The following is a 24,333-nucleotide window of genomic DNA, read 5'->3' as shown; positions in this document are numbered from 1 at the left end:
TGTTTTTTTGTATAAAATAATTGTGTTGATTAGCGGATGGCGTAATTCATAAGGCGTGATTTTCCGTAACAGCACAAGGTATATAGGAAAGTTTTAAAGTTAAGTTTGTATTTTGCAACTTTGCAGAGCACTAACCAATCATAAATTTTTGGACGTAATAATACTATGGATTTCTATAAAAGCGAGCCTAAAACCTTACTAGCAGTAGACTGCATTATCTTTGGGTTTGATGGAGAATCTCTCCAGATTTTACTTATTAAAAGGGGGCTGGAACCGGAGCGCAATAAATGGAGTTTAATGGGAGGTTTTGTGCAAGCGGATGAAAGTCCGGAGGAAGCGGCATCTCATGTCCTATTCAAATTGACCGGTCTTGAGAATGTCTACATGGAACAATGTGGGGTTTTTGGAAACCCTAACCGGGAAAAATATGGACGTGTCGTGAGTCTTACTTATTTTGCATTGATCGATACCAAACAGTACACCCATATTATTACGGATGAATATGAGGCGAAGTGGTTTCCGGTAAATAAACATCCGACGCTTATCTTTGATCACCTGGATATGATTACAGTGGCGAAACGTGCCTTGCGTACCAAAGCTGCATTATATCCTATTCTATTCGAACTACTTCCAGAAAAATTCACCATTCCACAGATATCGGCACTTTATGAGGCTGTTTACGATACGGAATTAGATAAACGGAATTTCAATCGAAAACTTTTGTCTTCTGACCTACTCATTAAACTGAACGAAAAGGACAAAGAACACTCAAAGAAAGGTGCTTTTTACTACAAATTGAACATGGACTTGTATAAAGAAAAAATTATGTCGTTCTTGCGTTACCTGCCTAGTTGGTCTATTGAGGGATAATTAAGGATGAGCACAACGTTACAGACTATTAATGATTATTATCGGGAGCGTCCATCGGCGTTTTACCCGATCGACACCAATCCTATTCGTTGTGGTGAAGCGCATTTCAACATCAATATGCGCAAATATTGTAGTTTTAAGATTCCTTTTAATCGCTGTGACTTCTACAAAATATCCTTGATCCAAGGAACCGGCATGTTCCACTATGGTAACCATGCTATTTACATTGATAAACCAGCTTTGTTTATCCCTTCACCATCCGTCCCTTATTATTGGGAGTGTGATAGTTTGGACCAGCACGGTTTTTTTTGCTTATTCAATGTAGAGTTCCTCACCGAGTATGTCCATTTCAATCAGCTGCATAAAACATCTGTTTTTAAAGAATGGAGTAAACCATTGATTTTTTTAGAACCTGAGGAGCTCTCTCTCGTTCGCAGTTATTTCAGCCAGATGTATGAAATGGCCAAATCGAACTATCCGCATAAATATGAAGCCATCGGTAGTTTTGTAAATCTCTTGCTTCACCATGTGTTGATGCACCGTGTGGACGACATCAAACCCGAAGAAACCAAAGGAAGCACCCGTATATACCGGCTTTTCGATGAATTATTAAACCGCCAGTTCCCTTTAGACTCTCCGGCCTATCCCCTACAGCTAAAAACTCCCGCGGACTATGCAGAGCAACTACATGTTCACGTTAACCACCTCAACGCTTCAGTCAAGGCCGTAACAAATAAAACAACATCAACATTAATCCGGAGTCGCATGCTCCTGGAAGCGAAAAGTCTCTTGCTCTACACCGCTTGGGATGTTTCTGCTATTGGTTATACGCTCGGGTTTGACCAACCGTCGCATTTTCATCATTTTTTCAAGAAACTGACAGGTTTGACGCCGCTACAATTTCGGCAACAGCCCAAACAGGATATTCTTTGATTTTTACAATAATCTGTTTGACTTACGAACTCTTATTTCCACAACTTGGCCTAGCTTTGTTTGTTGAAAAATTACTCGTATATGTTAAGAGATGCATCGCCTTCACGGATCAAATGGGCTACGCGGTTAGCGTTCTTTTCTATTCCATTATCTGGTTTTCTGACAGATATCTATCTCCCCTCTTTCCCATCGATGGCCAAAGCGCTCGATGTTTCCGAGCATGAAATACAGGCGACCCTGACCGTTTATTTTTTAAGTTACGGTATCGCGCAGTTATTTGTCGGGAACCTGCTGGATGCCTTCGGACGGTACAAACCGCGATTAATTGCTTTAGCAATTGTTTTCCTTACGAGTTTGGGTATAACACAACTACACGATATCCAATGGATTACAGCTTTCCGGATTGTACAGGGAATAGCAATCTCGCTCGTCGTTATCTCAACTCGAGCTTTCTTTGTGGATATGTACGATCAGGAACAACGTAAACATTATCTTAGTTATTTTACCATTGTCTGGTCTTGTGGCCCTATTCTAGCTCCCTTTTTGGGTGGTTATCTCGAGCACTACTTTAACTGGCAAGCCAATTTCTACTTCATTGCGGGGTATGCACTATTAGTTTTGGTGCTTGATTTGTTGATTAGCGGAGAGACGCTTGCTCAGTTCAAAAAAATCAAACTCCGCGAAGTGGTCGCCAACTACAGGCTGATGCTATCGCACGAGTCTTTTATCCTTGGAATTGTAATTCTCGGCCTCAGTTATTCTGTCGTCATGGTTTTCAATATTGCGGGTCCTTTTGTTCTCGAAAATGCATTAAACTCCAGCGCCGTTGTTATCGGATACTGCACACTAATCTTAGGTTTTTCCTGGATGGTTGGCGGTATTGTTAGCAAAAAGATGAGCTCCTTGGATATGAGCAAGCGCATCCTCTACGCCTCCGCTATACAAGTTGTGCTGTGCATAACAATAGCCATACTGAGTATGTTTTCTCAAAACCTCTATCTCTTCATCGCTTTCGCCTTTCTGATACATATCTGTAGTGGTTTTTTATACACCATATTTTTCACGCAGAGCATGCTTACATTTCCCGAACATGCAGGTGTTGCTGGAGGCTTAATCGGGGGGCTCGTCTATGTATTCACTTCATTAAGCAGCTATTTGATTTCTACAATCGGAAAAATTCAAACACCAGCAGATTTAGGAATTCGATACGTGTTAATTGCTGCCTTATTACTGTTACTTATGTGTTATGTTTCGCGGATATACCGAAAGCATACGGCAACCTAAATATTGGAAAGCGATTTCTGTTTCATGCGCCATGATACTTTTTTCTCCTTTATAGGAGAATTTTAATAAAATACTTATTAAATTGGGGTTAAATTATAACTGAATTATGGATACTCCTGTCTTGGCAAATTCGTCTGTCTGGTCACCGTTAAAAAAGCTTGGATTTCGCTTTTCTTTTATTTTTATTCTCTCGTTTATTCTACTGAAGAACAACGGTACTTTTCCCTTGTTCAATATCATAAGTAAACCTTTTATAGCGTTGAGTCAGCAATTTACGCCTTGGTTTGCCAAACATATTTTACATTATCAATATGACTACGCTATTTTTACCAACGGCAGTGGCGACACTTCCTACGATTGGGTAGTACTATTGGTTCTTTTTCTTCTCGCGCTACTTGGCAGCGCTATTTGGTCTTTACTTGATCGTAAACGGAAAAATTATGATATCGGGTATTATTGGCTCACGCTATTTATACGCTACTATATCGCTTTAATGCTGATCAACTATGGCGCCATTAAATTGACACATAGCCAAATGCCTGCTCCCGGGTTGAGCAGACTGATGCAACCGCTAAACGAATTCTCTCCTATGGGATTAGCCTGGACATTTATGGGGTTTTCTAAAGGTTACAATATCTTCGTGGGTCTCGTGGAAATTTCGGCAGCTTTCTTACTTTTTAGAAGAACACTCGTCCTAGGTGCATTAGTCACCATCGCGACAAGCATCAATATCATGAGTATCAATTATTTTTTTGATGTTCCTGTAAAACAACTATCTACAGCCTTGCTTTTCCTATCGATATTTTTGCTATTGCCTTACCTCCGCCCACTAAACAATTTCTTTTTTAAAGGCGAGCCCGCTCAGCTCCAGCTATTAGCACGCCCCGTGTTTCAAAAAAAATGGCTCAAGAAAGGAGCTCCTTGGCTTAAAATCGGTTTTATTGCTTTCGTTGTAATTACGCAGGTTATGGGTTTATTCTCCCGACAAAAGCTGATGGACCATTACTTCAAAAAGTCACCCCTCTACGGCATCTATCGCATTGAAGACAAAAATTCAGAACTGTATACCCTTCCTTCGGATTGGTCATATCTTATTTTTGAAGGTGAAAATCAAGTGACTATCCGTGACAGATACTATAAAGCTCACTACGAGGAGACGCGACCGGATACAACGGCAAAAACTATTTCCTTAAATAACTTCACGTTCGATTATCAAGTTGCGGATAATGGCGATATCGTCTTAAAGAAAACACTCGAAAAAGGTGTAGAAGAGATTAAGCTAATAAAACAAAACACCACCGATTTTGAACTGAACAAACGAAGTTTTAGTTGGATACAGGAATATCCGTACAACCGATAACAGGTCTTGCTCGTTGTAAATCGACCAATATCAGATCGTCAATACGGAGTTTATAATACATCGCAATTTTCACCAGTAATTCTACAGGAGGCTCTGCCATGCCATATTCGTATTTGGAATAACGCGTTCGGGTAATTCCTAAATCATTTGCCAGCTCCTGTTGAGATCGTCCAACTTGCGCACGCAGGTACTTTATATTTTCAGCCAAGTGGTACAACATTGTTCTAATTTTGAACAACAATTATACTAATATTTTTAGTATTACATGTAATTTTGTTTAGATTTTTACAAACAGAGGATGTATGGAGCGCACGATAGTACACATGGATCTGGATACCTTTTTTGTATCCTGTGAACGATTAAGAAACAGCGAGTTGGATAAAATTCCAGTCATTATCGGTGGAGGCGATCGGGGCGTTGTCGCCTCCTGCTCCTACGAAGCTCGGTATTATGGCGTCCGGTCGGCCATGCCCATCAAAATGGCCCTACGCCTATGTCCACAAGCCAAAGTCATCAAAGGAGATATGGAGCTCTATTCCCGCTTATCTCATACCGTTACAGAAATTATTCAAGAGAAAGCGCCAGTAGTAGAGAAAGCCAGTGTCGATGAACATTATCTTGACATATCGGGTATGGATCGTTTTTTTGGTTCCTATCAATGGACACAGGAGTTGATGCAGAATGTTACGAAACACACCGGACTTCCCGTAAGTTTTGCTTTATCGGTCAACAAAACAGTTGCCAAAATTGGCACAGGAGAAGTCAAACCCAGCGGCAAAAGAGAAATTCGACAACATGAGATCAAACCTTTTTTAGCCCCACTATCCATAAAAAAAATACCGATGGTAGGCGATAAAACCTTCCAACTGTTATCACGCATCGGTATACGTACCATACATACCTTATCCGAAATGCCTGCCGAAGTACTTCAGCAGATAATCGGTAAAAACGGCATTGATCTTTGGAAAAAAGCAAACGGTATTGATCATACACCAGTCGAACCTTATACGGAGCGAAAATCAATCTCTACAGAACATACATTTGATCGTGATACAATCGATATAGCGATGCTTCGCACGCTAATTACAGGGATGGTAGAGAAACTAGCGTTTCAATTGCGTACGGAACAATGGCTTACCTCAACTGTCGTCGTTAAATTACGTTATGCAAACTTTGATACGGAGACCAAACAAGCACAAATCACCTATACATCGGCCGATCATACCTTAAACCGCTGCGTGCATGAGTTGTTTGATAAACTGTATAATCGACGGATGCGAATTCGGTTGATCGGGATACGTTTTACGGGACTGGTGCGGGGAAGCTTGCAAATCAATCTGTTTGAAGACACGGAAGAGATGCTCGCACTATATCAGGCGATGGATCATATCAAACATCGATTTGGCCACAATAAGGTTTATCGTGCATCAAGTGTATATGTACCGCCTAAAAAAAAGTAATAGCTATGTACCTCAATTGTCATTCTTACCACAGCTTGCGCTACGGCACAATGTCTATCAAGACGCTTGTAAAACAGGCTAAAGCCTGTGGCGTTACAGCCCTGGCATTGACCGACATAAATACCGTTGCAGGAATCTATGATTTTATTCGTGCCTGCGAGAAAGAACAGATCAAGCCTTTGGTGGGGATGGAGTTTCGCGAGGGCAATAAATTGTTATACATTGCCCTGGCAAAAACGTCTACCGGTATTGGGGAAATGTGCAACCTATTAACGGCGCATAATATAGCGGGAACACCGATCCCCGTTCAAGCACCACCTTTTACAGAAGTGATTACGATCTACCCGTTGGATAATGCCCCCGACAGCTTACCCCCGGATGCGTATATCGGCGTGCGTCCAGACGAGCTTACGCAGCTTATCCAACTTCGATGGCGACACCGAATCAATAAGATGGTCATCCTCCAACCGGTTGTCTTCGACAGTAAAGAAACGTACAATCTGCACCGCATCCTGCGTGCCGTGGATCTCAACGTTATTCTTTCCAAGCTCACTTCGCAAGACACTTGTCGGGAAACAGATTCCATGGTCCCACCCCACACGCTTCTTTCTTATTACCGCCATTATCCGCAATTGATTACCAATACCAAACAGGTTGTGGATAGCTGTAATTTTACGTTTGATTTTCATGCGCCAAAGAATAAAAAGCATTTCACCCATAGCCGGGACGAAGATTTAAAACTCCTGACGACCTTAGCTTACAGAGGACTGGCAAAACGGTATCCTCCAGAACATCGAGAAGCCATGGATCGGGTGGAGCGAGAATTAAAAGTCGTTCACCAGCTCAGTTTTAGTGCGTACTTCCTGATCACCTGGGATATTGTACAGTACAGCAACAGCATGGGTTTTATGCATATCGGGCGCGGCAGCGGCGCCAACAGCATTATTGCTTATTGTTTGGGCATTACCGATATCTGTCCGTTGGAGCTGGATCTTTATTTCGAGCGTTTCCTGAACTTAAACCGCAAGACGCCTCCCGACTTTGATATCGACTGGAGCTGGCAAGACCGAGATACTATCTTACACTATATATTCAATAAATATGGACGAGATCACGTTGCTTTTTGTGGCACCAACGTTACTTTTAAATACCGATCGATTTTCCGTGAACTGGGTAAAGTATTCGGTTTGCCCAAAACCGAGCTCGATAGCCTGGCCACCATGCCCATCGAGCAGCACGACAGCAATTCGATTGTTGCAACAATACATCGTTATGGTAAAATGTTGGAAAAATTCCCGAATCAACGCAGCATGCACGCCTGCGGTATATTAATCTCCGAAGAACCCATTACACATTATTCTGTACTGGAGATGCCTCCCAAGGGTTTTCCTATCGTACAATTTGACATGCATATTGCCGAAGAAATCGAGTTGCATAAATTTGATATTCTTTCGCAAAGGGGAATCGGTCATATTAATGATGCTGTTCAATTAATTCAGCAGAACAGAGGCATCACAGTAGACATCCGCAATACGTCTCTCTCCAAAGATGAGGCATTGTGCAATGACTTTCTCCGCAGAGGCCATACCATCGGCTGCTTTTATATTGAAAGTCCAGCTATGCGGGGGTTGTTACGTCGGCTCCAATGCGATAACTATAAGATATTAGTCGCAGCCTCCTCTATTATTCGGCCGGGCGTTGCGCAGAGCGGCATGATGAAAGAATATATTTTTCGGCACAATAATCCGACAGGATTCACCTATTTCCATGATGTCTTCAGGGAGCAATTACACGAGACATATGGTATTATGGTTTACCAAGAGGATGTGATTAAGATTGCGCTCCACTTCGGTGGTTTAGCGGCAGCGGATGGTGATATTCTACGGCGCGCGATGAGTGGTAAGGGACGATCTCTTTCCGCGCTGCAACAGGTGAAAGACAACTTCTTCGCCTCTTGTCGAAAACTAGGTCACGATGAGAACCTTAGCGCCGAGGTGTACCGTCAAATTGAATCTTTTGCCGGTTATTCTTTTTGTAAAGCACACTCGGCCTCCTATGCGGTAGAGAGCTACCAAAGCTTATTTCTCAAGGTATATTATCCTTTGGAGTTTATGGTGGCTGTGATCAATAATATGGGAGGATTTTACCGCACCGAAGTTTACGTGCACGAAACAAAAAAATCAGGCGCTGAGGTCTTTCCTCCATGTGCCAATAAGAGTATATACGAAACCACCCTCTATGGCAAAACCGTATACCTCGGTTTTATGCACATCCAAAGTCTTCCCAAAAAGACGGCGTTCCTTATTGAGCATGAACGTAAGCAACATGGAGCATACCGTTCCTTAGAAGATTTTATCCGCCGTATCCCCATCGGTATAGAGGCCGTACAAATTTTAATCTACATCGGAGCGTTCCGTTTCACGGGAAAAAACAAAAACGAACTGCTCGTTACCGCTCGCATGTTGCTGGTTAACTTCAAACCTGAAAACCGTGCGCTGATGCTTCTGCAAGAACCCGCGAAAGAATACAAACTCCCCGAGCTCGAACGCCTCCCTCATGAAGATGCTTTCGATGAAATAGAGCTGCTCGGCTTTCCAGTATCTTGTTCTCCATTCGACTTGCTGCAAACAAAATATCGCGGTGAGGTTCTGGTGCAAGACCTACTCAAACATCATAAAAAACAAGTAAAGATGTTGGCCTACCTTATTGCACGTAAACATGTCCCGACCAAACTGGGAACCATGTATTTCGGCACTTGGATAGATGTTCATGGCGACTATTTTGATACCGCACATTTCCCAGATAGCCTCCAGGCTTACCCTTTTCAAGGTGGCGGTTGTTATCTCCTCCTCGGAACGGTCGAAGTAGATTGTCATTTTCCGACCATTACCATCCATAAGATGGCCAAGATGCCTTTTATCCCGGACCCACGATATAACCATGAAAAGAATCATCAATACCGGGTACACCAGCAGATCAAAGAGGATGTCAGCATGACCCATCGTGCCCCTTATCCACAAGCACATGAAATTGGCCTTCCTCGGCAAGCCATGCACCAAACATAGAAGCGCTGAAGGCCTGTCAAACCACGACTGAAAAGGCCACGTGTCTACAATGAAAACTTGTTTCTACTCCAAACACTACCAATAAACATTTGTTATTACTTCTATATAAAAACACTTAAACGTTCAATAATGGAAATTAAAAATGTAACAGTGGCCGGCAGTGGCGTACTTGGTTATCAAATCGCATTTCAAACGGCCTTTCATGGATTCAATGTCACGGTATATGACATTAATGATGAAGTACTAGAAAAAGCGAAAGCCAAATTCGACAACTTGGCTCAAGCCTATAAAAAGGATCTTCAAGCGACAGATACGGCGCTGGCCGCCGCAAAAAGTAATCTGCAATACACATCCGATCTTGCTGTCGCCCTAAAAGAGGCAGATTTACTTATCGAAGCTGTTCCAGAAAATCCACAGATAAAAATTGATTTCTATAAAAAAGCACGTGCCGTTGCTCCAGAAAAGACACGCTTTGCGACCAACTCTTCTACCCTCTTACCTAGTCAATTTGCGGCCGAAACAGGACGTCCGGAAAAATTCCTTGCCCTGCATTTCGCTAATGAAATATGGAAACATAATACGGCAGAAATTATGGGACACCCTGGCACAGACAAACAGGTATTCGATCAAGTAGTTGAATTTGCCAAAAACATTGGTATGATTGCTTTGCCTCTTCACAAAGAACAACCCGGATATATTGTCAACTCGTTACTTGTTCCTTTACTCGGTGCGGCAACGGATTTATTGGTCAACAATGTCGCTGATGTGCAAACAATAGATAAAACATGGATGGTCGCCACCGGTGCTCCTGTAGGCCCCTTTGCAATTCTCGACGTTGTTGGTATTACTACCGCCTACAACATCAATAAGATGGAAGCGGATGCCACTGGTGACCCATTAAAAGTCAAAACAGTAGCCTTTTTAAAGGAAAATTTCATCGATAAAAATAAATTAGGAGTCGCCACAGGCGAAGGTTTCTACACATATCCAAACCCAGCCTTTACCGATCCAGATTTTTTAACGTAAATTGCTGCATGATATTAGAAACAGAACGTTTGATTCTCCGCCCCTTCCTTCCCGAAGATGCGGAGAATATGTACGCTTTAAATGAAGATCCCGAAGTATTACAATACACCGGAGATATACAATTTGCAGATGTGGAAGCTACCCGAGTGTTTCTCACGAACTACGATCAATACGAGAAATATGCGGTCGGCCGTCTCTTGGTCATTCGCAAAGAAGACCAGGAAATACTCGGTTGGTGTGGACTCAAATATCATCCTGAAGAGGATGAATATGATATTGGTTACCGATTTTTTAAAAAACATTGGGGCAAAGGTTATGCGACAGAAAGTGCGATAGCCTCCATGGACTACGGTCAAAACACCTTAGGTATCAAGCGTATTGTCGGCCGGGCACGAATAGAGAATTCAGCCTCTATAGGCGTATTTAGCAAGCTAAACATGCATTATGTTGAAGATTTTGAAGAAGATGGACAACACTGGGTGCTGTATGCGGTAGAGAAATCTAGCTAAACAACACCAAGATTTCTTCCACGGTAACCTTTCCAAAGAAGGCTGTCAGATCTACCGCATTCAAGACGGATTCAATTTGATCCAAGCTATGTTTTTGCCCAATAAGCTTTTTCTCCAGCTCTTCAATAGGTTTGGAAGCGAAGAAATCACCAAAGATCTTAACCTGCTGAATATATCCTTTATCGACATCCATGTGTAATTCAATAAATCCAGCAGGTACTTTTATCGCTTTCTTAAAGTTATAATTGGGTGAAAAACCGAAATTCCAATCCCAAGTATTATACTTCTCTTTCACTAATGTTTCGATCGCATGTATATCGTCGACCGTTAATTCATATTGAATAGCCCCGGGATTTTCTTTGATCATCTCAGCGATCAGTAGCTCTTTTAGTTTTTCGGTACTCGTATCTGCCGGCAGGTAATGAATCAGATTGGTTACCCGCGCCCGATTAGACTTTACAGCTTTGTCAATAAATTTAAGCGGGTTTACCTGCAAAGCCTCGCCTAAAACCTCCATCTCCGAATTTAGCAGAATAGTTCCATGTTGAATCATTTTACCATTCTTCATCAACTTCGCATTACCACTGAATTTCTTACCATCGACCAATAAATCGTTCCTTCCTTCCAACTTTGCGGGTACACCTAATCCAGTAAGCAAATTGACAACCGGCTGGGTAAAGGTCGAAAAATCCATAAAATCATTGGTTCCCAATAATGTGTGAAAAGAGAAATTCAAATTTCCCAAATCGTGATATACAGTCCCCCCTCCAGACATACGACGCACAACCTTTATCGCATTGTTAGTAACGTAATCCAGATTGATCTCTGCCAATGTATTTTGAAATTTACCGACAATGATAGACGGCGCATTCACGTAGAGCAAGAAGATGTCTTCCTCAGGATATTTGTATAACAAATACTCTTCAGAAGCAATATTAAAATATGCGTTGTTCGAAGGAGAGTCTATAATAAACATAACTTATACCAGGTTAGAAGAAAAATTGATCCACAAAAAACTGTAAGATTGCCTCGTCAGTACGAAAACGACGTATCATTCGATCCCAGGTCTTCGGTGCTAGTTGCACCTTATTCCCGAAACTATCCTCATAGGTCCATTTGTCAAAGATATCTTTTTTCAAAGAAGCATTGTCTCGACCCTCTTGAAATTCTAGATATCCATGAATATTGCGTTTAAGTGAGCTTTTTACGCCATTACGCTGCTCTTCAATATTATTATGCCCAAAAATATCCTTGCCCTCCTCTAACTTATAACCTCTATTATCTTCAATTATAAGCTTATCGAAAATATCAATCTTATACGACGCTTTATAGTTTTCATCGCGTCTATTCTCCCGCACTAGATTAAGGAATAGCTTACGCTGCTGTTCTTTGTTTCCGATAATACCACGATATTCTTTATCTAAGTATTTTTTTTCAAAAGTAATCTGGTTTCTACGGCTGTCCTTATAGATTAGGTCATCAAAGATATTCTTCTCCAAGGTGGCGGTGTACTTGCCATCACGAGACTTATAATTCAAGTTGCCAAAAATATCAACATCGATTTCACTACGTTGTCCAAATACAGATAAACCAGAGAATAGAAATACAAAAAGGAAAAAAGCAATTCGTCCGAATATGCGATACGATGTACTCTTGAGGTCATTCAAAAAATTAAAAGCTGCGATCATAAAAATGGGTTTATCTGTTGGATTAAAAAGAGACACGTTGGTTTAACGGCAAATAATGTTTTTGAGCGTTTAACCCTACTTTCGTCTACGGACGACCTCTTCCACCCTACCTACAGCATCAGCCTTATTTAGGGATAGTCGTACAATACTGTCCTTCTTGGCAAGTAGATCATGTGGGACATGACCTTCTAACGTTATTAACATTCCGCGATTCAGGGCAATCCGCTTTCCATCAACACCAAAATCGATTTCTCCATCCACCACTTCCACCACAATCGGAAAAGGTGCACTATGTTGCTTCATTTCCTGTCCGGCACGAAAAACGATTCGAATCTCTTTTGTAGCGGTAGTGTCTAACATAACTTTTATCGCAGGGCGATCCTCGCCATAAACGATATCCTCCAATAAAGACGCTGTTTGCATAACCCACTTTTTGATTTAGGGTCAAGGTAGGAAAAGCTGATGGTTTATGCAAAGAAACCTATTCCTTCTGAGGGAGATTGACGTCTAGACAATCGCATAGACGTCAATCGCATCCAGCCTTCTAGGGAATAATCTGTCCTGTGCGTAAAGACTTAAAAAGATCGAAAAAAGAATCCCGTGTATCCTGGTACGCGGTAAAGCCTAATTTTCTACTTTTTGTCATATCCGTTACCACCTCCAGAGGTCTCCCCAAGTCCAGATCAGTATGCCATGGCGAAATCAAACGTTCTAAATGACTTTCTTTCAAACCATGCGTCTTCACGATCTTCGTCCAATCTTCTGCTATTCCTGTCATTGTACTTTCTAATGGTCTAATAGTTTCCACAAAACCTTCAGCGGCAATTCCAAACCAGTCCGCAATATCAAACCATAAACGATTCCATCGAAAAACATCGCCATTGGCCACATTAAAGGCTTGATTCTGTGCAGCAGGGGTCGTCGCTGCCCAGACCAATTGCTTAGCCAAGATTCGTGCATCGGTCACATCGGATAAACCAGACCACTGCTCCCGCGACCCCGGCCATACCATAGGCAATCCCCTTTCTTTACACCAGGTAGCATATACCGCTAGCGTCGTCCCCATATTCATCAAGTTGCCCACTGCTTCACCAATAATGGTATGTGGACGGTGCACACTCCACGTGAACCCATCGCGTGCAGCAGCCTCAAAAACAACATCTTCTTGTGCATAATAAAAGTTAGGAAATGTAAGCCTTCCCTGATCTTCTCGCACGGGCGTTCCCGGCAGGTTCCCCGTTTTAGCATACGATTCAAAAGGGCCTAAGTAATGCTTTAATCCGGTCACCAAAGCTACATGTGCCACACTTCTTTTTAGAGAAAGTACATCCAACATATTCCGCACCAAGGTGCTGTTCACCCGTATATTTTCAGTCTCATTTTCCTGACGCATCCAGGTGGTAAAAAAAACATGGGTAGGATTAATACCAGACAAAGCTTCCTTTAAGCTGCCGGGATCTAAGAGATCTCCCCTTAGCTGATGGACTCCCTTTAAGGGTTTACTTGGATTTCTTGACAAGCCATACGTCTCCCAACCTTGGGCAACTAGCTCTTTGGCCAAATTACTGCCGGCAATTCCAGTAGAACCGACGACTAATGCGCTATTTTTCATCTATTTCTTTTGGTATCAAAAGTAAAACCTGCCAAGCAGGTATAAATTGACCCAAAACAAGAAATAATGTTGACTTAGATCAACTGTTTTTTCTTTATCCGGCTGATCGTTTCAGTCGTCAGACCCAGATAAGAAGCAATTAAATGCTGCGGAATCCGTTGAATAATAAACGGGTACTGTCGTAACAACTCTTGATACTTTTCTTCTGCCGTGTAGGTGTGCGAACTAATCAATCGCCGGTCTTTTGTGACTAAACTATTTTGATACAATATTCTAAAATAACGTTCCATCAGAGGCATCTGATCAAGCATAGTATCATAATGAGCACGGGATAACAATAGAACATACGTTTCCTCAATCGCGTCGATATTTAGCAACGCGGTCTCTCCGCAGATGAAACTCCGAAAATCAGAAATCCACCACCCCTCTAGCCCAAACAAACTGACATGTTCATTGCCTTTATCATCCAGTGTATATGACTTCAGCGCACCCCGCACCACAAAAGCAATATCCTTGCACAACTCCCCTTCCTGGAGAAGATATTGCCGCTTACGAAGTTTCTTTACTCGAAAAAAACTTCGTAAAAGCGTTTTATCCGACTCCGTTATCGTTACTTTTTCTTCTATATTTTGAAATAAAGATTCAAAAAGCATTTCTCTTTCGTTTGATTTATCACGAATCTACAAAACTTTCATGATTTCAGCATGTATGCTACCCCACATGACGAAAGCGATCCTTATAGATATTCCAGAAATTATAATCCGTCATTGGCGCATCCTCCATACCAAGATGCCGGCCCATTGTTACAATCTGGCCGCGGTGGTACGCGGCGTGCAGTACAATTTGCTGAATGTATTCATAACGAGATAAATTACAAGAAAACCATGCACTATCGACAGCGATCTTTTCTGATAATAGAGACTCGTCGCTCTCCGAAACCAGATCGACCAATTTTTGTGAACTCACGATCAGCTCTTCAAATAGCTCCAGTCTTCCAGGCATATCTGGTAAATGTTCAATATCTAACGCAAACTGCTGACCCACAATCGAGCGCCAGTATTCTTGTGAACAACAGATATGATGTACCGTCTTTAAGATACTGCTATAACTGGATTTCACCTCAGTATGCAGAAGGATTTCCGATTTGGTATTTAACCACTCCACATATTTTTGGTTTACCCAAAGATTATGTTCCAAACTGCTCAGTGTAAGTTTCTTTAAGTTCATAAGGATAGTATTTAAGTTATGCTGTATTACTAACACAAAAATAAAGCGTGCGATGACAGCCTTATGTCAACAGTATTAACTAAAAATAATAGCCAAAAAATTTAATGATCTTATTTTCTATGCCGGAGCAAAAAAAGATTTCTGAAAATCTAAAATCTTTCTATTTTTGCATCAGTTTAAAATCAGTCTAAATAAGATTAAAGATGTCAAAACACTCGTGCATCAATAAAGCAGTCGCTACCGGCTTGCTTCTGCTGGCGGCAAACAGCAGCTTTGCGCAACGCTTAGAACTCCTCATTCTAAATGAAAAAGCATCGCCTGTTTCTAATGCTAATATCAGCATAAACAATAAAAAGATAGGATATACTAATGTTAACGGACTTTTTCAGTACGATGTAACGCAATTTTCCTCTCCCCTACAAGTACAGGTTTCTTACACGGGATATGCCAGCTTACAAAAAACAATAGCCACGGATACACTACGGTCTCCGATCCAGCTCAGCTTCCAGCGTATCACAAATTTGGACGAGGTTATTGTTACAGCAGGCCGTAAGCCGGAACATATTTCTACGGTACCTTCATCAATTTCTATTTTAAACAGCCAAGAAATAGCCGCCCAAAGTCAGATCAACACCAATCTTTCCAGTATCCTAGGTAATACCATTCCGGGCTTAGGAACATCCACAAACAAAGCGACCAATTCAGGACAGACATTACGTGGACGTGCTGTTTTGGTTTTGATCGATGGCATCCCACAATCTACCCCATTAATGAATGGAGCACGTGACCTACGGACAATCGACCCTAGTGTCATTGAGCGAGTGGAGGTAATCAAAGGTGCCACCTCCATCTATGGAAATGGTTCGGCTGGTGGTATTATTAATTACATTACCCGAAATAATGCACATGGTGCGCCCGCTTTTGGCGGTACAACCAGTTTACGAACCACTATAAATCCGTTTCACAGCAGTGAAACCATGGGCTACCGAGCCGCTCAGTCATTCTATGGCCGGAAAAATAAATTCGATTATAGCGTAAGTGGTTCCGTAGATTATGCGGGTCTACAGCGGGATTCGGATGGTATACCACTCGGACAAACAGATGGACTATCAAATAGTTATCAATACAATGCTTTTGTTAAAGTAGGCTATACGATTGATGAAACATCTTCCTTGATGGCTGTCTACAATTTCTACAACAGTACACAGCATGCAAAATACATCAGCAAAACAGGTGTCTATGGGGAAACGCCAACTATCGGTGTAAAAGGTGAAGACCCAGGACGTCCTGCGGGCACACCATATAACCATAATGCGATGCTAACCTACACGAAGACAGGAATTTTCGGACAGACATCGCTTCAAGCTTCTGCCTACTACAATACCTTCCGCTCTATGAACCGTTATGTTGAATCGGGAACGGCATGGTATGGTCCGGGACAAACACAGATAAACTCTGAAAAAAAGGGCTTACGGCTAAACCTTAACACCCCATTCCGTTTAGGTAACGTACAATCCGAGGTAACCTACGGTCTAGATCTATTAAATGACGTTACAGACCAGAATCTCGTAGACGGCCGTATCTATATCCCGGATATGAATATGATCAATGTGGCTCCCTATGCACAATTGCGCATGGATTTTTTCGAAAACCTGATCTTCAAAGGGGGTGTTCGCTATGAAAATGCAACCGTTAAAATCAAAGATTTTAATACCATTGCCTCCGGACCAAACGGAGAGGGTAGTATTCCAGTTACAGGCGGAAAGATACCATACAATGGGGCTACCTTCAATGCTGGATTACGCTACAATAAATATGACCTCTTCAACCCTTTTGTAAGTTTTTCACAAGGTTTCGCCATCAATGAGTTAGGGCGTATCGTTCGTCGTGCGACGGATAACGACCTCGACAGCATAAAGACCGATCCGATTATTACCAACAACTACGAAATTGGTTTCTCCAGTAACTACAGTATCTTTAATCTATCAGCTTCCTACTTTTACAGTACCTCAAAAATGGGGGTGGAACTTGTTGACGTTGGCGGATACTTGATTCCACAACGCCTTCCAGAACGCGTGTATGGCTACGAAGTGGCTCTAAATGCGCGAATCTCTCCAGAGTGGACTATCGGTGGTACCTATGCCTATGTAGAAGGAAAATCGAAACAGGATGATGGAACAAAAACCTACCTGAATGGTTCTCGTATTGCTCCACCCAAGGCTACAGGTTACTTGTATTTCACTCCTAACCATGCATGGAACTTCCAACTTTTCTGGGTGCATACCGGAAATCGCGATCGCTTCGAACCGAATGCTAAAGGGGTATATAAAACCAGCGAAGGCCCAGTTCGTGACGTCAACCTATTCAACCTGAATGTAGGTTACAAAGTAAACAAAAGCTGGTCGCTGGGACTCGGTGTCGAGAATTTACTCAATGCTGATTACTACCCTGTCTTAAGCCAATACAGAGCATTTAATGCCGATTATGTGAAAGGACCTGGGACAACAGCTTCTTTCAATATAAATTACAAATTCTAAATGATCAAAAAGGGTATACTCTGGCTTCACAAATGGCTTGGCATCCTAACCGGAATTGTTATCGTTGTGGTTAGTCTGACAGGTTGTCTCTATACATTTCAAGATGAACTGAAGCTATGGGTATACCCTCATAAATATTATATCGCCGAACAACAAGGGACACCACTCCCTATCAGTGAACTAACAGCTATTGCTGAAAGTCAGTTACCCCAAGGCGAAAAAGTATCGCGTATCGATGTATACCCGGCCAAAAATCGTACATGGATTTTCCGTGCACTGGATACCGATGAAGACGCCTTTGGACACTGGAACTATTACCGGTATTATAAGCGTGTTTTTCTAAACCCTTATACCGGAGAATTACGCAGTATTGAAAACTCCAAAACAGAATTCTTTCAGGTGGTCTTACAACTGCACATGAATTTACTCCTTGGAAAAAAGGTGGGGCATGCTGTCGTAGGCTATTCTACCGCCATCTTTGTACTTATTTTGATTTCTGGATTGGTGTTATGGTGGCCTAAGAAATGGAAATCAAAAAAGCTGAAAAGAAGTTTCTGGATTGACCGAAAAGTGAAATGGAAGAGGTTAAATTATGACCTACACAATGTTGTTGGATTTTATAGCTTACTCCTCGCGCTTGTCCTTGCAATCACAGGTTTGGTATTTACTTTTCCTTCTTTCAAGAAAGGGTATACCACTTTTTTCAATACGGTGCTTCCTTATTCTAAACCAACAAAACCCCAAGTTCTGCCCACAAGTCCAGTCAATTTAAGTCGAGCTACACCGCTTGACAACGCGCTCCATTATACGTTAACCCAACACCCGGACGCCGGGATTATGTCTATTCGTTTACGCAAAAAGACGGCGCCTGAAATTGATATTCAGGTGCGCATGAGCGAACAACGAAGTGGAGATTTTAAGTGGTATTATTTCGACCAAAAAACCGTAGAGATAAATCAGGTCAAATCGTCCACGACACTACAAGGCGGCGATAAGCTTCAGGCGCTCAACTTTGATCTACACACCGGTAATATTGGCGGTATGGGCACCAAGATCCTAGCCTTTATCGTTAGCTTATGCTGTGCAAGTCTTCCTATTACAGGGTACATCATCTGGTGGAATAAAAGCAGAAAAAAACATCGAAAAGGAGTAAGTCGTAAAATACAATAACCTTGTTACGTACCTGAGATATACTTTTTATTGCGAATCTTTTTGTTTTTCACTAAGTTTGATTATGCGTTGTACCCAACGTACAAGCTAAACAATCACTAAACCAAAACAGTAAGAAATGAAGGTAAGATTCCTAGCTCCTGTAGCGATTTTCGCGGCAGCATGTCTGACCGTGTCCTGCAAAAATACGTCGACTGTTCCGAACACCTTAAGTGAAAAAGAAAGTGCCGAAGGATGGAAATTACTCTTTGATGGACAGTCCATGGATCAATGGCATGTTTACAACAAAGGGACTATCCCATCGACCTGGCAAGTAAAAAATGGAGAACTGCACTGTGACCCGGAGAGCACAAACTTACGTGCCGACCTTGTCACAAATGAAGAATTTGAAAACTATGATTTGAAATTCGAATGGAAATTAGCTGAAGGTGGCAATAGCGGTGTCTTTATCAATGTAGATGAACAAGACTCCATCCCTACGACCTGGTATTCGGGACCTGAATACCAATTGCTACAAGACGCACATCCGGATTTCGATGTTCCACTCAAACGACCAGGATGCTTATATAATTTCACGCCACAAAAGAATTTTGTAAAAACGAAACCTAAAGGCGAATGGAATGAATCCCGTATTGTTCAAAAAGATGGGAATATTACCTTTTATTTAAACGGTACGGTGACGGCTGAAATGGATCTCAAGTCCAAACAATGGCAAAGGCTCGTAAAGACAAGTTCATTTAAGGATGCACCAGCTTTCGGTAAGAAAACCAAAGGTAAGATTGCCTTACAGGATTGGGCACATGGGGCTTCCTTTAGAAACCTCAAGATAAAAACGTTGTAATATATAAAAGTCCGGTATTGCTTACGCAAACCGGACTTTCGAAAACAAAACAATTTGAATCAATTTTTTAAATCGCACTATCAAGCGCCAGTTTTGGTCCTTTTATCAGCAGATTGAGCAAAAGGTCAAAACGTTGATTATATTTCGCACTTACCGCACCATCTTCTGCAAAAAGCTCATTCCGTTGAATCGGCACACTAAACGGTAACGTCCATGCGCGAAGCGATTTCGCTACGGCATCCATCGCATTGATCCCTTGCATTGCTTGTACACCATCCGCCCAACAAACTAAGCCCACCATCTTACCGGTCAGGTATGGATTAGGTAATTTTGCACTGCACTCCATCCAGTCCAAGCAATTCTTCATTACCCCAGTCATACTACCATGGTATAACGGTGATAGCCAAATATGAATATCTGCTTCACGGAAGAGAATATTCATGCGTTCCACCGCATTAGGAACTTTGTTCAACGTTGTATCAAACAATGGAATTCCAGAATCCACAATCCGAAAGGTCTCCGCTGTAATTCCTTGTCCTGCAAACTTCTCTAAGAGGTAAGCACTCAATCGTTCAGATGTTGCGTTTTCTCTTCTGTCCAACGCGCCGTTAAATATCAAAGCTTTCATCGTTTCTTCTTAATTTATATGTTTAGGTGCCCTTTGCAGGACAAATAAATACTATCGTGTATGTAAATTTAGCGTTAATCTATCAATTTTTCGCTATAACTTTCGGCATTCCTGCTTCACCATAAAGTAAAGTTTTCACCACAGGCTTCAATTTTTCTGCTGCTGCCATATAGAGAGATGGATCTAGATTCGGTCTAGCGCGAACAACAACCTTTTCTCCAGTGAGGTAAGAAAAGTCAGTAGCCAACACCGCATCTCGCCATAAAAGACGATCCAACGCTGCTGCAGAACAAAAATCTATATGTGTAGCGATACCCATTAGATTATTTACCAACAGCATATATGCCCAGGTAGGAATAATCGTATCGACAGAACAACCCACCGCAACAGAACGACCTTTCAAGGACAGCCAATCATAGGTCTCCAACGCTGCTTTAAACTCCTTTTCTTTCACAATCATTTCCATAAAAAGAAAAGGCTTGATATCTAGAAAAAAACTCTTTTCCTTCGGCTCATAATCCAACAGGTCCACCGTTATAATTCCAGAAGCTTCGACCTTATTAATAAATGTATCCATACCAACTTTTACTTTTATTTCCAGTTTTAAACCCATTCCCCACGCGCGGCACCGCAAACCCATCGCAACGTGACAACAAAATATAGCAAACCCTTATAATCGTATAACGATACGGGATATATATAAGTCGTAATGGAGGTATTTGAATGTTTCCAATATTTTCACAAATCAAAGGTAGGAAAGGTTTCAAATAAAACAAGCAAACACTTGTTTTATTTGAAAGTAAAACATAGAGCTGACAATTGTAAAAAGACGGCACAGGTTGCATGGCTTACAAATCGTATAATAATAACTACCTTTGCAGAGAAAACAAGTCGGCTTAGTAGCGAGGAAACTCAGAAATAAAACAAGTATGACATTGCAAAAGGAGAAAAAAGATAACACCGATAGGATACTGATGATCATCAAGATGAAAAGGCATGCACCCCTTGCCATCATTGCCCACGATCTCGGTATTACGAAAGAAGGTGCCCGTCAACATCTGATTAAACTAGCAGACGCCGGTCTCGTAGCTATCCAACACAAGCGCGAAGGGGTTGGCCGTCCTACCGCATATTATACGCTCACCGATGCAGGACTTGCTCGATTTCCAGATACCCATGCACAAGTTACCGTCGGGTTACTACAGTCCGTCAAACGATTGTTAGGCGATAATGCGTTAGATCTCTTGATCAGTGACCGTGAAAAGCAACACTATACACGATATGCTGCCGCATTGGAAAACAAACAGCATATCGAAGAAAGACTACAAGTACTCGCTTCACTCCGGAGTGAAGAAGGCTACATGGCAGAATGGTCCCAAGATGGTCAGACCTATTACTTTACAGAAAATCATTGCCCTATCTGCGCCGCAGCAATAGAATGTCAAGGTTTCTGTCGTGCCGAACTCTCCAACTTTCAACAGCTTTTAGGCCCCGATTATGAGGTCTCCAGAATACAACATATACTACAGGATGGCACGCGATGCGTTTATCAGCTAAAGAAAAACAACAAATAAGACGTGTCGTTGTTTACCCCATAGAACAAAATGATTTTATAATATGACATTGATAAGTGATCTCAAATGGCGACATGCCGTAAAGGCCTATGACCCGAGCAAGAAAGTAAGTACAGAGGATATTGAAAAAATTATTGAAGCGACGCGATTAGCCCCTACTTCATCGGGTCTACAGCCATTTAAACTGGTCGTTGTAAGCAATCAAGCTCTAAAAGAACAGATGGTTCCAGGCTCTCTAAATCCAGATTGTATGCGGGATTGTTCACATATACTCGTTTTTGCCGCCTGGGATCAATACACCGATGAGCGCATTGACGAAGTTTATGATCGAACAACCGACCAACGTGGCTTACCAAGAGGTCGATTTAGTCGCTACACCGATATGTTAAAAGAATCCTTTGGCCGGCAGACAACCGCCCAACATTTCGCCCATATCTCGAAACAAACGTATATCGCCTTAGGTTTTGCATTAGCACAAGCTGCAGAACTACGTATTAGCAGTACACCGGCAGAAGGTTATGACAATGAACTAATCGATGACGTTTTGAATCTTAAGGAACAAGGGTTACGATCGGTAGCATTACTGTATCTAGGCTATGCGAATGAAGAAAAAGATTGGCTCGCACAAATGAAAAAAGTACGTGCTCCAAAGGAAGATTTTGTCGTGGAATACAAATAGGGAATCGCACTTTACATTTTTAGCTCCCCCGGAGAAATACCGTAGTATTTTTTAAAGGCACTACTAAAATTATTCTGATGTCCGAACCCAGTCAATAGCGCTACTTCATAAACAGATAAGCGTTCCTCCAACAGGTAGGAGCGCGCTTTTTCCATGCGAAGTCGTGTCAGATAATCGTGTATAGTAACCGAAAAATACTCCTTAAAGTCTTTACGTAGTTTACTCTCGCTCATCAGGACTTCTGTTGCTAATTCCTTTTGTGTGGGTGGATTGGCAATACGCTGTTCCAAAATCTGACGCGCCAACTCCAACCGCTCAATATCGTCGTCATTGAACAACGAAATACTATTATTTATTTTCTCGTTGTATTGCTCAAACTGATACATCAACAGCTCAACAATCCGTGATTCCGTATGTAATCGTCGGATTTCACCCGTTTTTTTGGATTCAATCAGCTCGGCAATCGTGTGTTGCATCTCATACGTAGCCATTAGATCTTCAGCCGAAAATGAAACATATTCGCCTTTTTCGATCTCGTCCACAAAATGTTTATGCAACAACGAGTCGCGCTTAATAAGATTTAAATAATATTCTTTAGAGATGACCGCTATAAAATAACTATAAGCAATACCATCTTTTACCTCATGTTCGGTCTTTACCGAAGGAATATAACGGATATTATGTCGGCTCATCCCATAAGGGAGCTTGCTGTCTGCCGTCTTAAAAAAAATAAACTGGCTGGTGATGGCCTCTCCTTCAATTTCTGTATGGATATGTACCGGTCTGTCGAATGCCATTTCGGTATGCAAAATGAAAAGACCACTGGTTGATAGCTGGAAATTACGCATATGAACCGGCCCCTTCGAAATCTCTAAGCGACTTTCGATTAAAGGCTTGTCGGGCATATATAGATCAGGAATCTCTTCTATGAAAAGCCATTCATCCAATTCTTCGATTCTACTCTTTATCACCATAACATTAGCCCTACTAAGATTTCAGTTCTCTAAGGTACAAAATTTACACGTAATTTATAATCTTTCTAAATAACAATCGGTAATATTATGCTTTCACATCAAAGACATCGGCCTCCAGCTTTAGTTCTTCAAGCTGTACAACAGGTTTTAATATTTTAGGATTCAGTTCGACTGAAGCTTCTACCGAAAACACGGTATACAGATTCGTTTTATTAAGGACTTCAACCGGAGTCCCATCAAAGAGCTTACGTCCGTTTTTCAACATCAAAATACGATCCGCATAAATCGCTGCAAAGTTCACATCGTGCACCACTAAAACGACCATAAACCCTCGCCGGGAAAGTGCCTTAGCAATGGCCAATACCTTCTGTTGATAATGCATATCGAGTGCTGATATTGGCTCATCCAACAGGAGTAGGCTATCAGGATTATCCCACACCTGAGCCAATACACGGGCTAATTGCACCCGTTGTTGCTCTCCTCCCGAAAGGCTCATATATACGCGGTCGGCCAATGCAGTAATTCCGCAGATTGCCATCACCTCTTCCACAATCTTGAGATCTCGCGCGGTAGGGCTCGACTTGTAATGAGGATACCTCCCCATCAACACCAGTTCCGCAACCTTAAAGGCAAGGCTTATATGTTGTTGCTGACTTAAGAGCGCACGCGATTTGGCCAATACCCGAACATCGTAATCTGGCAAAGCTATCCCATTTAAATTCACCACCCCACTATTCGGTTTTCGATCACCGCAAAGAATCTGCATCAAGGTAGACTTGCCCGCTCCATTTGCACCCAAAATAGCAAGCACCTCCCCTTTTCTCACCTGAAAGGAAACTTCCTTTAGCAACTTGCGCCCATTAATTTCGAAGCTTACTTTTTCTACACGTAGCATA

General features: G+C 41.9%; 24 protein-coding genes. 13 read left to right on the top strand and 11 right to left on the bottom strand.

Going from position 1 to position 24,333, the window contains the following annotated elements:
• Positions 1-165: 165 nt before the first annotated feature.
• The 4 genes from E2P86_RS06365 to E2P86_RS06350 all read left to right on the top strand — a co-directional run bounded on the left by E2P86_RS06365 (position 166) and on the right by E2P86_RS06350 (position 4,447).
• A complete protein-coding gene (locus E2P86_RS06365; RefSeq protein WP_085472610.1) occupies positions 166-870 on the top strand; it encodes an NUDIX hydrolase in 705 nt (234 codons plus the stop codon).
• A 6-nt stretch (positions 871-876) separates the two neighbouring features.
• Positions 877-1,803, top strand: coding sequence for a helix-turn-helix domain-containing protein (locus tag E2P86_RS06360; protein ID WP_085472609.1), 927 nt, complete (start codon positions 877-879; stop codon positions 1,801-1,803).
• Positions 1,804-1,884: 81 nt separating this feature from the next.
• A complete protein-coding gene (locus E2P86_RS06355) occupies positions 1,885-3,087 on the top strand; it encodes an MFS transporter (RefSeq protein ID WP_085472608.1) in 1,203 nt (400 codons plus the stop codon).
• Positions 3,088-3,193: 106 nt separating this feature from the next.
• On the top strand, positions 3,194-4,447 hold the full coding sequence (locus E2P86_RS06350; RefSeq protein WP_134431635.1) for a hypothetical protein: 1,254 nt from the start codon (positions 3,194-3,196) through the stop codon (positions 4,445-4,447).
• Here the strand turns inward: E2P86_RS06350 and E2P86_RS06345 are convergent.
• On the bottom strand, positions 4,413-4,667 hold the full coding sequence (locus tag E2P86_RS06345) for a helix-turn-helix transcriptional regulator (RefSeq protein ID WP_085472606.1): 255 nt from the start codon (positions 4,665-4,667) through the stop codon (positions 4,413-4,415). The genes E2P86_RS06350 and E2P86_RS06345 overlap by 35 nt on opposite strands.
• Before the next feature lie 82 nt (positions 4,668-4,749).
• On the opposite strand from E2P86_RS06345, the gene dinB reads away from it, so the two are divergent.
• The 4 genes from dinB (at position 4,750) to E2P86_RS06325 (ending at position 10,507) form a co-directional block, all read left to right on the top strand.
• Positions 4,750-5,907: a DNA polymerase IV gene (dinB, locus tag E2P86_RS06340; protein WP_134431632.1), complete on the top strand. Its 1,158-nt coding sequence runs from the start codon at positions 4,750-4,752 to the stop codon at positions 5,905-5,907.
• A 5-nt stretch (positions 5,908-5,912) separates the two neighbouring features.
• Positions 5,913-8,972 (top strand): DNA polymerase III subunit alpha, encoded by a 3,060-nt coding sequence (locus E2P86_RS06335; protein ID WP_134431629.1) that lies wholly within the window; start codon positions 5,913-5,915, stop codon positions 8,970-8,972.
• A 129-nt stretch (positions 8,973-9,101) separates the two neighbouring features.
• On the top strand, positions 9,102-9,998 hold the full coding sequence (locus tag E2P86_RS06330) for a 3-hydroxyacyl-CoA dehydrogenase (protein ID WP_134431626.1): 897 nt from the start codon (positions 9,102-9,104) through the stop codon (positions 9,996-9,998).
• Positions 9,999-10,006: 8 nt separating this feature from the next.
• The gene (locus E2P86_RS06325; protein WP_134431623.1) at positions 10,007-10,507 is read left to right on the top strand and encodes a GNAT family N-acetyltransferase; all 501 of its coding nucleotides are present in this window, start codon (positions 10,007-10,009) and stop codon (positions 10,505-10,507) included.
• Here E2P86_RS06325 and E2P86_RS06320 read toward each other — a convergent pair.
• The 6 genes from E2P86_RS06320 to E2P86_RS06295 form a co-directional block, all read right to left on the bottom strand.
• The gene (locus E2P86_RS06320; RefSeq protein ID WP_085472601.1) at positions 10,500-11,483 is read right to left on the bottom strand and encodes a lipoate--protein ligase; all 984 of its coding nucleotides are present in this window, start codon (positions 11,481-11,483) and stop codon (positions 10,500-10,502) included. The genes E2P86_RS06325 and E2P86_RS06320 overlap by 8 nt on opposite strands.
• 13 nt (positions 11,484-11,496) lie before the next feature.
• Positions 11,497-12,195: a hypothetical protein gene (locus tag E2P86_RS06315; protein ID WP_085472600.1), complete on the bottom strand. Its 699-nt coding sequence runs from the start codon at positions 12,193-12,195 to the stop codon at positions 11,497-11,499.
• A gap of 75 nt (positions 12,196-12,270) precedes the next feature.
• Positions 12,271-12,618 (bottom strand): cupin domain-containing protein, encoded by a 348-nt coding sequence (locus E2P86_RS06310; RefSeq protein WP_085472599.1) that lies wholly within the window; start codon positions 12,616-12,618, stop codon positions 12,271-12,273.
• Between the two features lie 121 nt (positions 12,619-12,739).
• Positions 12,740-13,807, bottom strand: a complete 1,068-nt coding sequence (locus E2P86_RS06305; protein WP_134431620.1) for an SDR family oxidoreductase — start codon at positions 13,805-13,807, stop codon at positions 12,740-12,742.
• 74 nt (positions 13,808-13,881) lie between these two features.
• Positions 13,882-14,460, bottom strand: a complete 579-nt coding sequence (locus E2P86_RS06300; RefSeq protein WP_134431617.1) for a Crp/Fnr family transcriptional regulator — start codon at positions 14,458-14,460, stop codon at positions 13,882-13,884.
• Positions 14,461-14,518: 58 nt separating this feature from the next.
• Positions 14,519-15,034, bottom strand: coding sequence for a DinB family protein (locus tag E2P86_RS06295; protein ID WP_134431614.1), 516 nt, complete (start codon positions 15,032-15,034; stop codon positions 14,519-14,521).
• Between the two features lie 203 nt (positions 15,035-15,237).
• Between E2P86_RS06295 and E2P86_RS06290 the strand changes: the two genes are divergently transcribed.
• The 3 genes from E2P86_RS06290 (at position 15,238) to E2P86_RS06280 (ending at position 19,582) form a co-directional block, all read left to right on the top strand.
• On the top strand, positions 15,238-17,571 hold the full coding sequence (locus E2P86_RS06290) for a TonB-dependent receptor (RefSeq protein ID WP_134431611.1): 2,334 nt from the start codon (positions 15,238-15,240) through the stop codon (positions 17,569-17,571).
• Complete coding sequence (locus E2P86_RS06285) at positions 17,572-18,741, top strand: PepSY-associated TM helix domain-containing protein (protein WP_206367995.1); 1,170 nt, start codon at positions 17,572-17,574, stop codon at positions 18,739-18,741.
• 118 nt (positions 18,742-18,859) lie between these two features.
• Complete coding sequence (locus tag E2P86_RS06280) at positions 18,860-19,582, top strand: 3-keto-disaccharide hydrolase (protein WP_085472594.1); 723 nt, start codon at positions 18,860-18,862, stop codon at positions 19,580-19,582.
• A gap of 67 nt (positions 19,583-19,649) precedes the next feature.
• Here the strand turns inward: E2P86_RS06280 and E2P86_RS06275 are convergent, their stop codons facing one another.
• Both E2P86_RS06275 and E2P86_RS06270 read right to left on the bottom strand, forming a co-directional pair.
• Positions 19,650-20,210: an NADPH-dependent FMN reductase gene (locus E2P86_RS06275; protein ID WP_134431608.1), complete on the bottom strand. Its 561-nt coding sequence runs from the start codon at positions 20,208-20,210 to the stop codon at positions 19,650-19,652.
• A gap of 82 nt (positions 20,211-20,292) precedes the next feature.
• The gene (locus E2P86_RS06270) at positions 20,293-20,787 is read right to left on the bottom strand and encodes a DUF2480 family protein (RefSeq protein ID WP_085473022.1); all 495 of its coding nucleotides are present in this window, start codon (positions 20,785-20,787) and stop codon (positions 20,293-20,295) included.
• Between the two features lie 352 nt (positions 20,788-21,139).
• Here E2P86_RS06270 and E2P86_RS06265 point away from each other — a divergent pair, with 352 nt between their 5' ends.
• Together E2P86_RS06265 and E2P86_RS06260 are read left to right on the top strand one after the other, a co-directional pair.
• On the top strand, positions 21,140-21,784 hold the full coding sequence (locus E2P86_RS06265) for a helix-turn-helix transcriptional regulator (protein WP_134431603.1): 645 nt from the start codon (positions 21,140-21,142) through the stop codon (positions 21,782-21,784).
• 43 nt (positions 21,785-21,827) lie between these two features.
• Positions 21,828-22,463 (top strand): NAD(P)H-dependent oxidoreductase, encoded by a 636-nt coding sequence (locus tag E2P86_RS06260; RefSeq protein WP_085472591.1) that lies wholly within the window; start codon positions 21,828-21,830, stop codon positions 22,461-22,463.
• 11 nt (positions 22,464-22,474) lie between these two features.
• Here the strand turns inward: E2P86_RS06260 and E2P86_RS06255 are convergent, their stop codons facing one another.
• Together E2P86_RS06255 and E2P86_RS06250 are read right to left on the bottom strand one after the other, a co-directional pair.
• Positions 22,475-23,437 carry a helix-turn-helix transcriptional regulator gene (locus tag E2P86_RS06255; protein WP_085472590.1) on the bottom strand — a complete coding sequence of 321 codons (963 nt, stop codon included), beginning with the start codon at positions 23,435-23,437 and terminating at the stop codon, positions 22,475-22,477.
• 85 nt (positions 23,438-23,522) lie between these two features.
• Complete coding sequence (locus E2P86_RS06250; protein WP_085472589.1) at positions 23,523-24,332, bottom strand: heme ABC transporter ATP-binding protein; 810 nt, start codon at positions 24,330-24,332, stop codon at positions 23,523-23,525.
• Between the last annotated feature and the right edge of the window lies 1 nt (position 24,333).

It is taken from the genome of Sphingobacterium psychroaquaticum (assembly GCF_004421025.1).
Classification (GTDB): Bacteria; Bacteroidota; Bacteroidia; order Sphingobacteriales; family Sphingobacteriaceae; genus Sphingobacterium; species Sphingobacterium psychroaquaticum.
The sequence above is the reverse complement of the archived record's forward strand: the minus strand, read 5'-3'. Positions and strand labels throughout refer to the sequence as shown.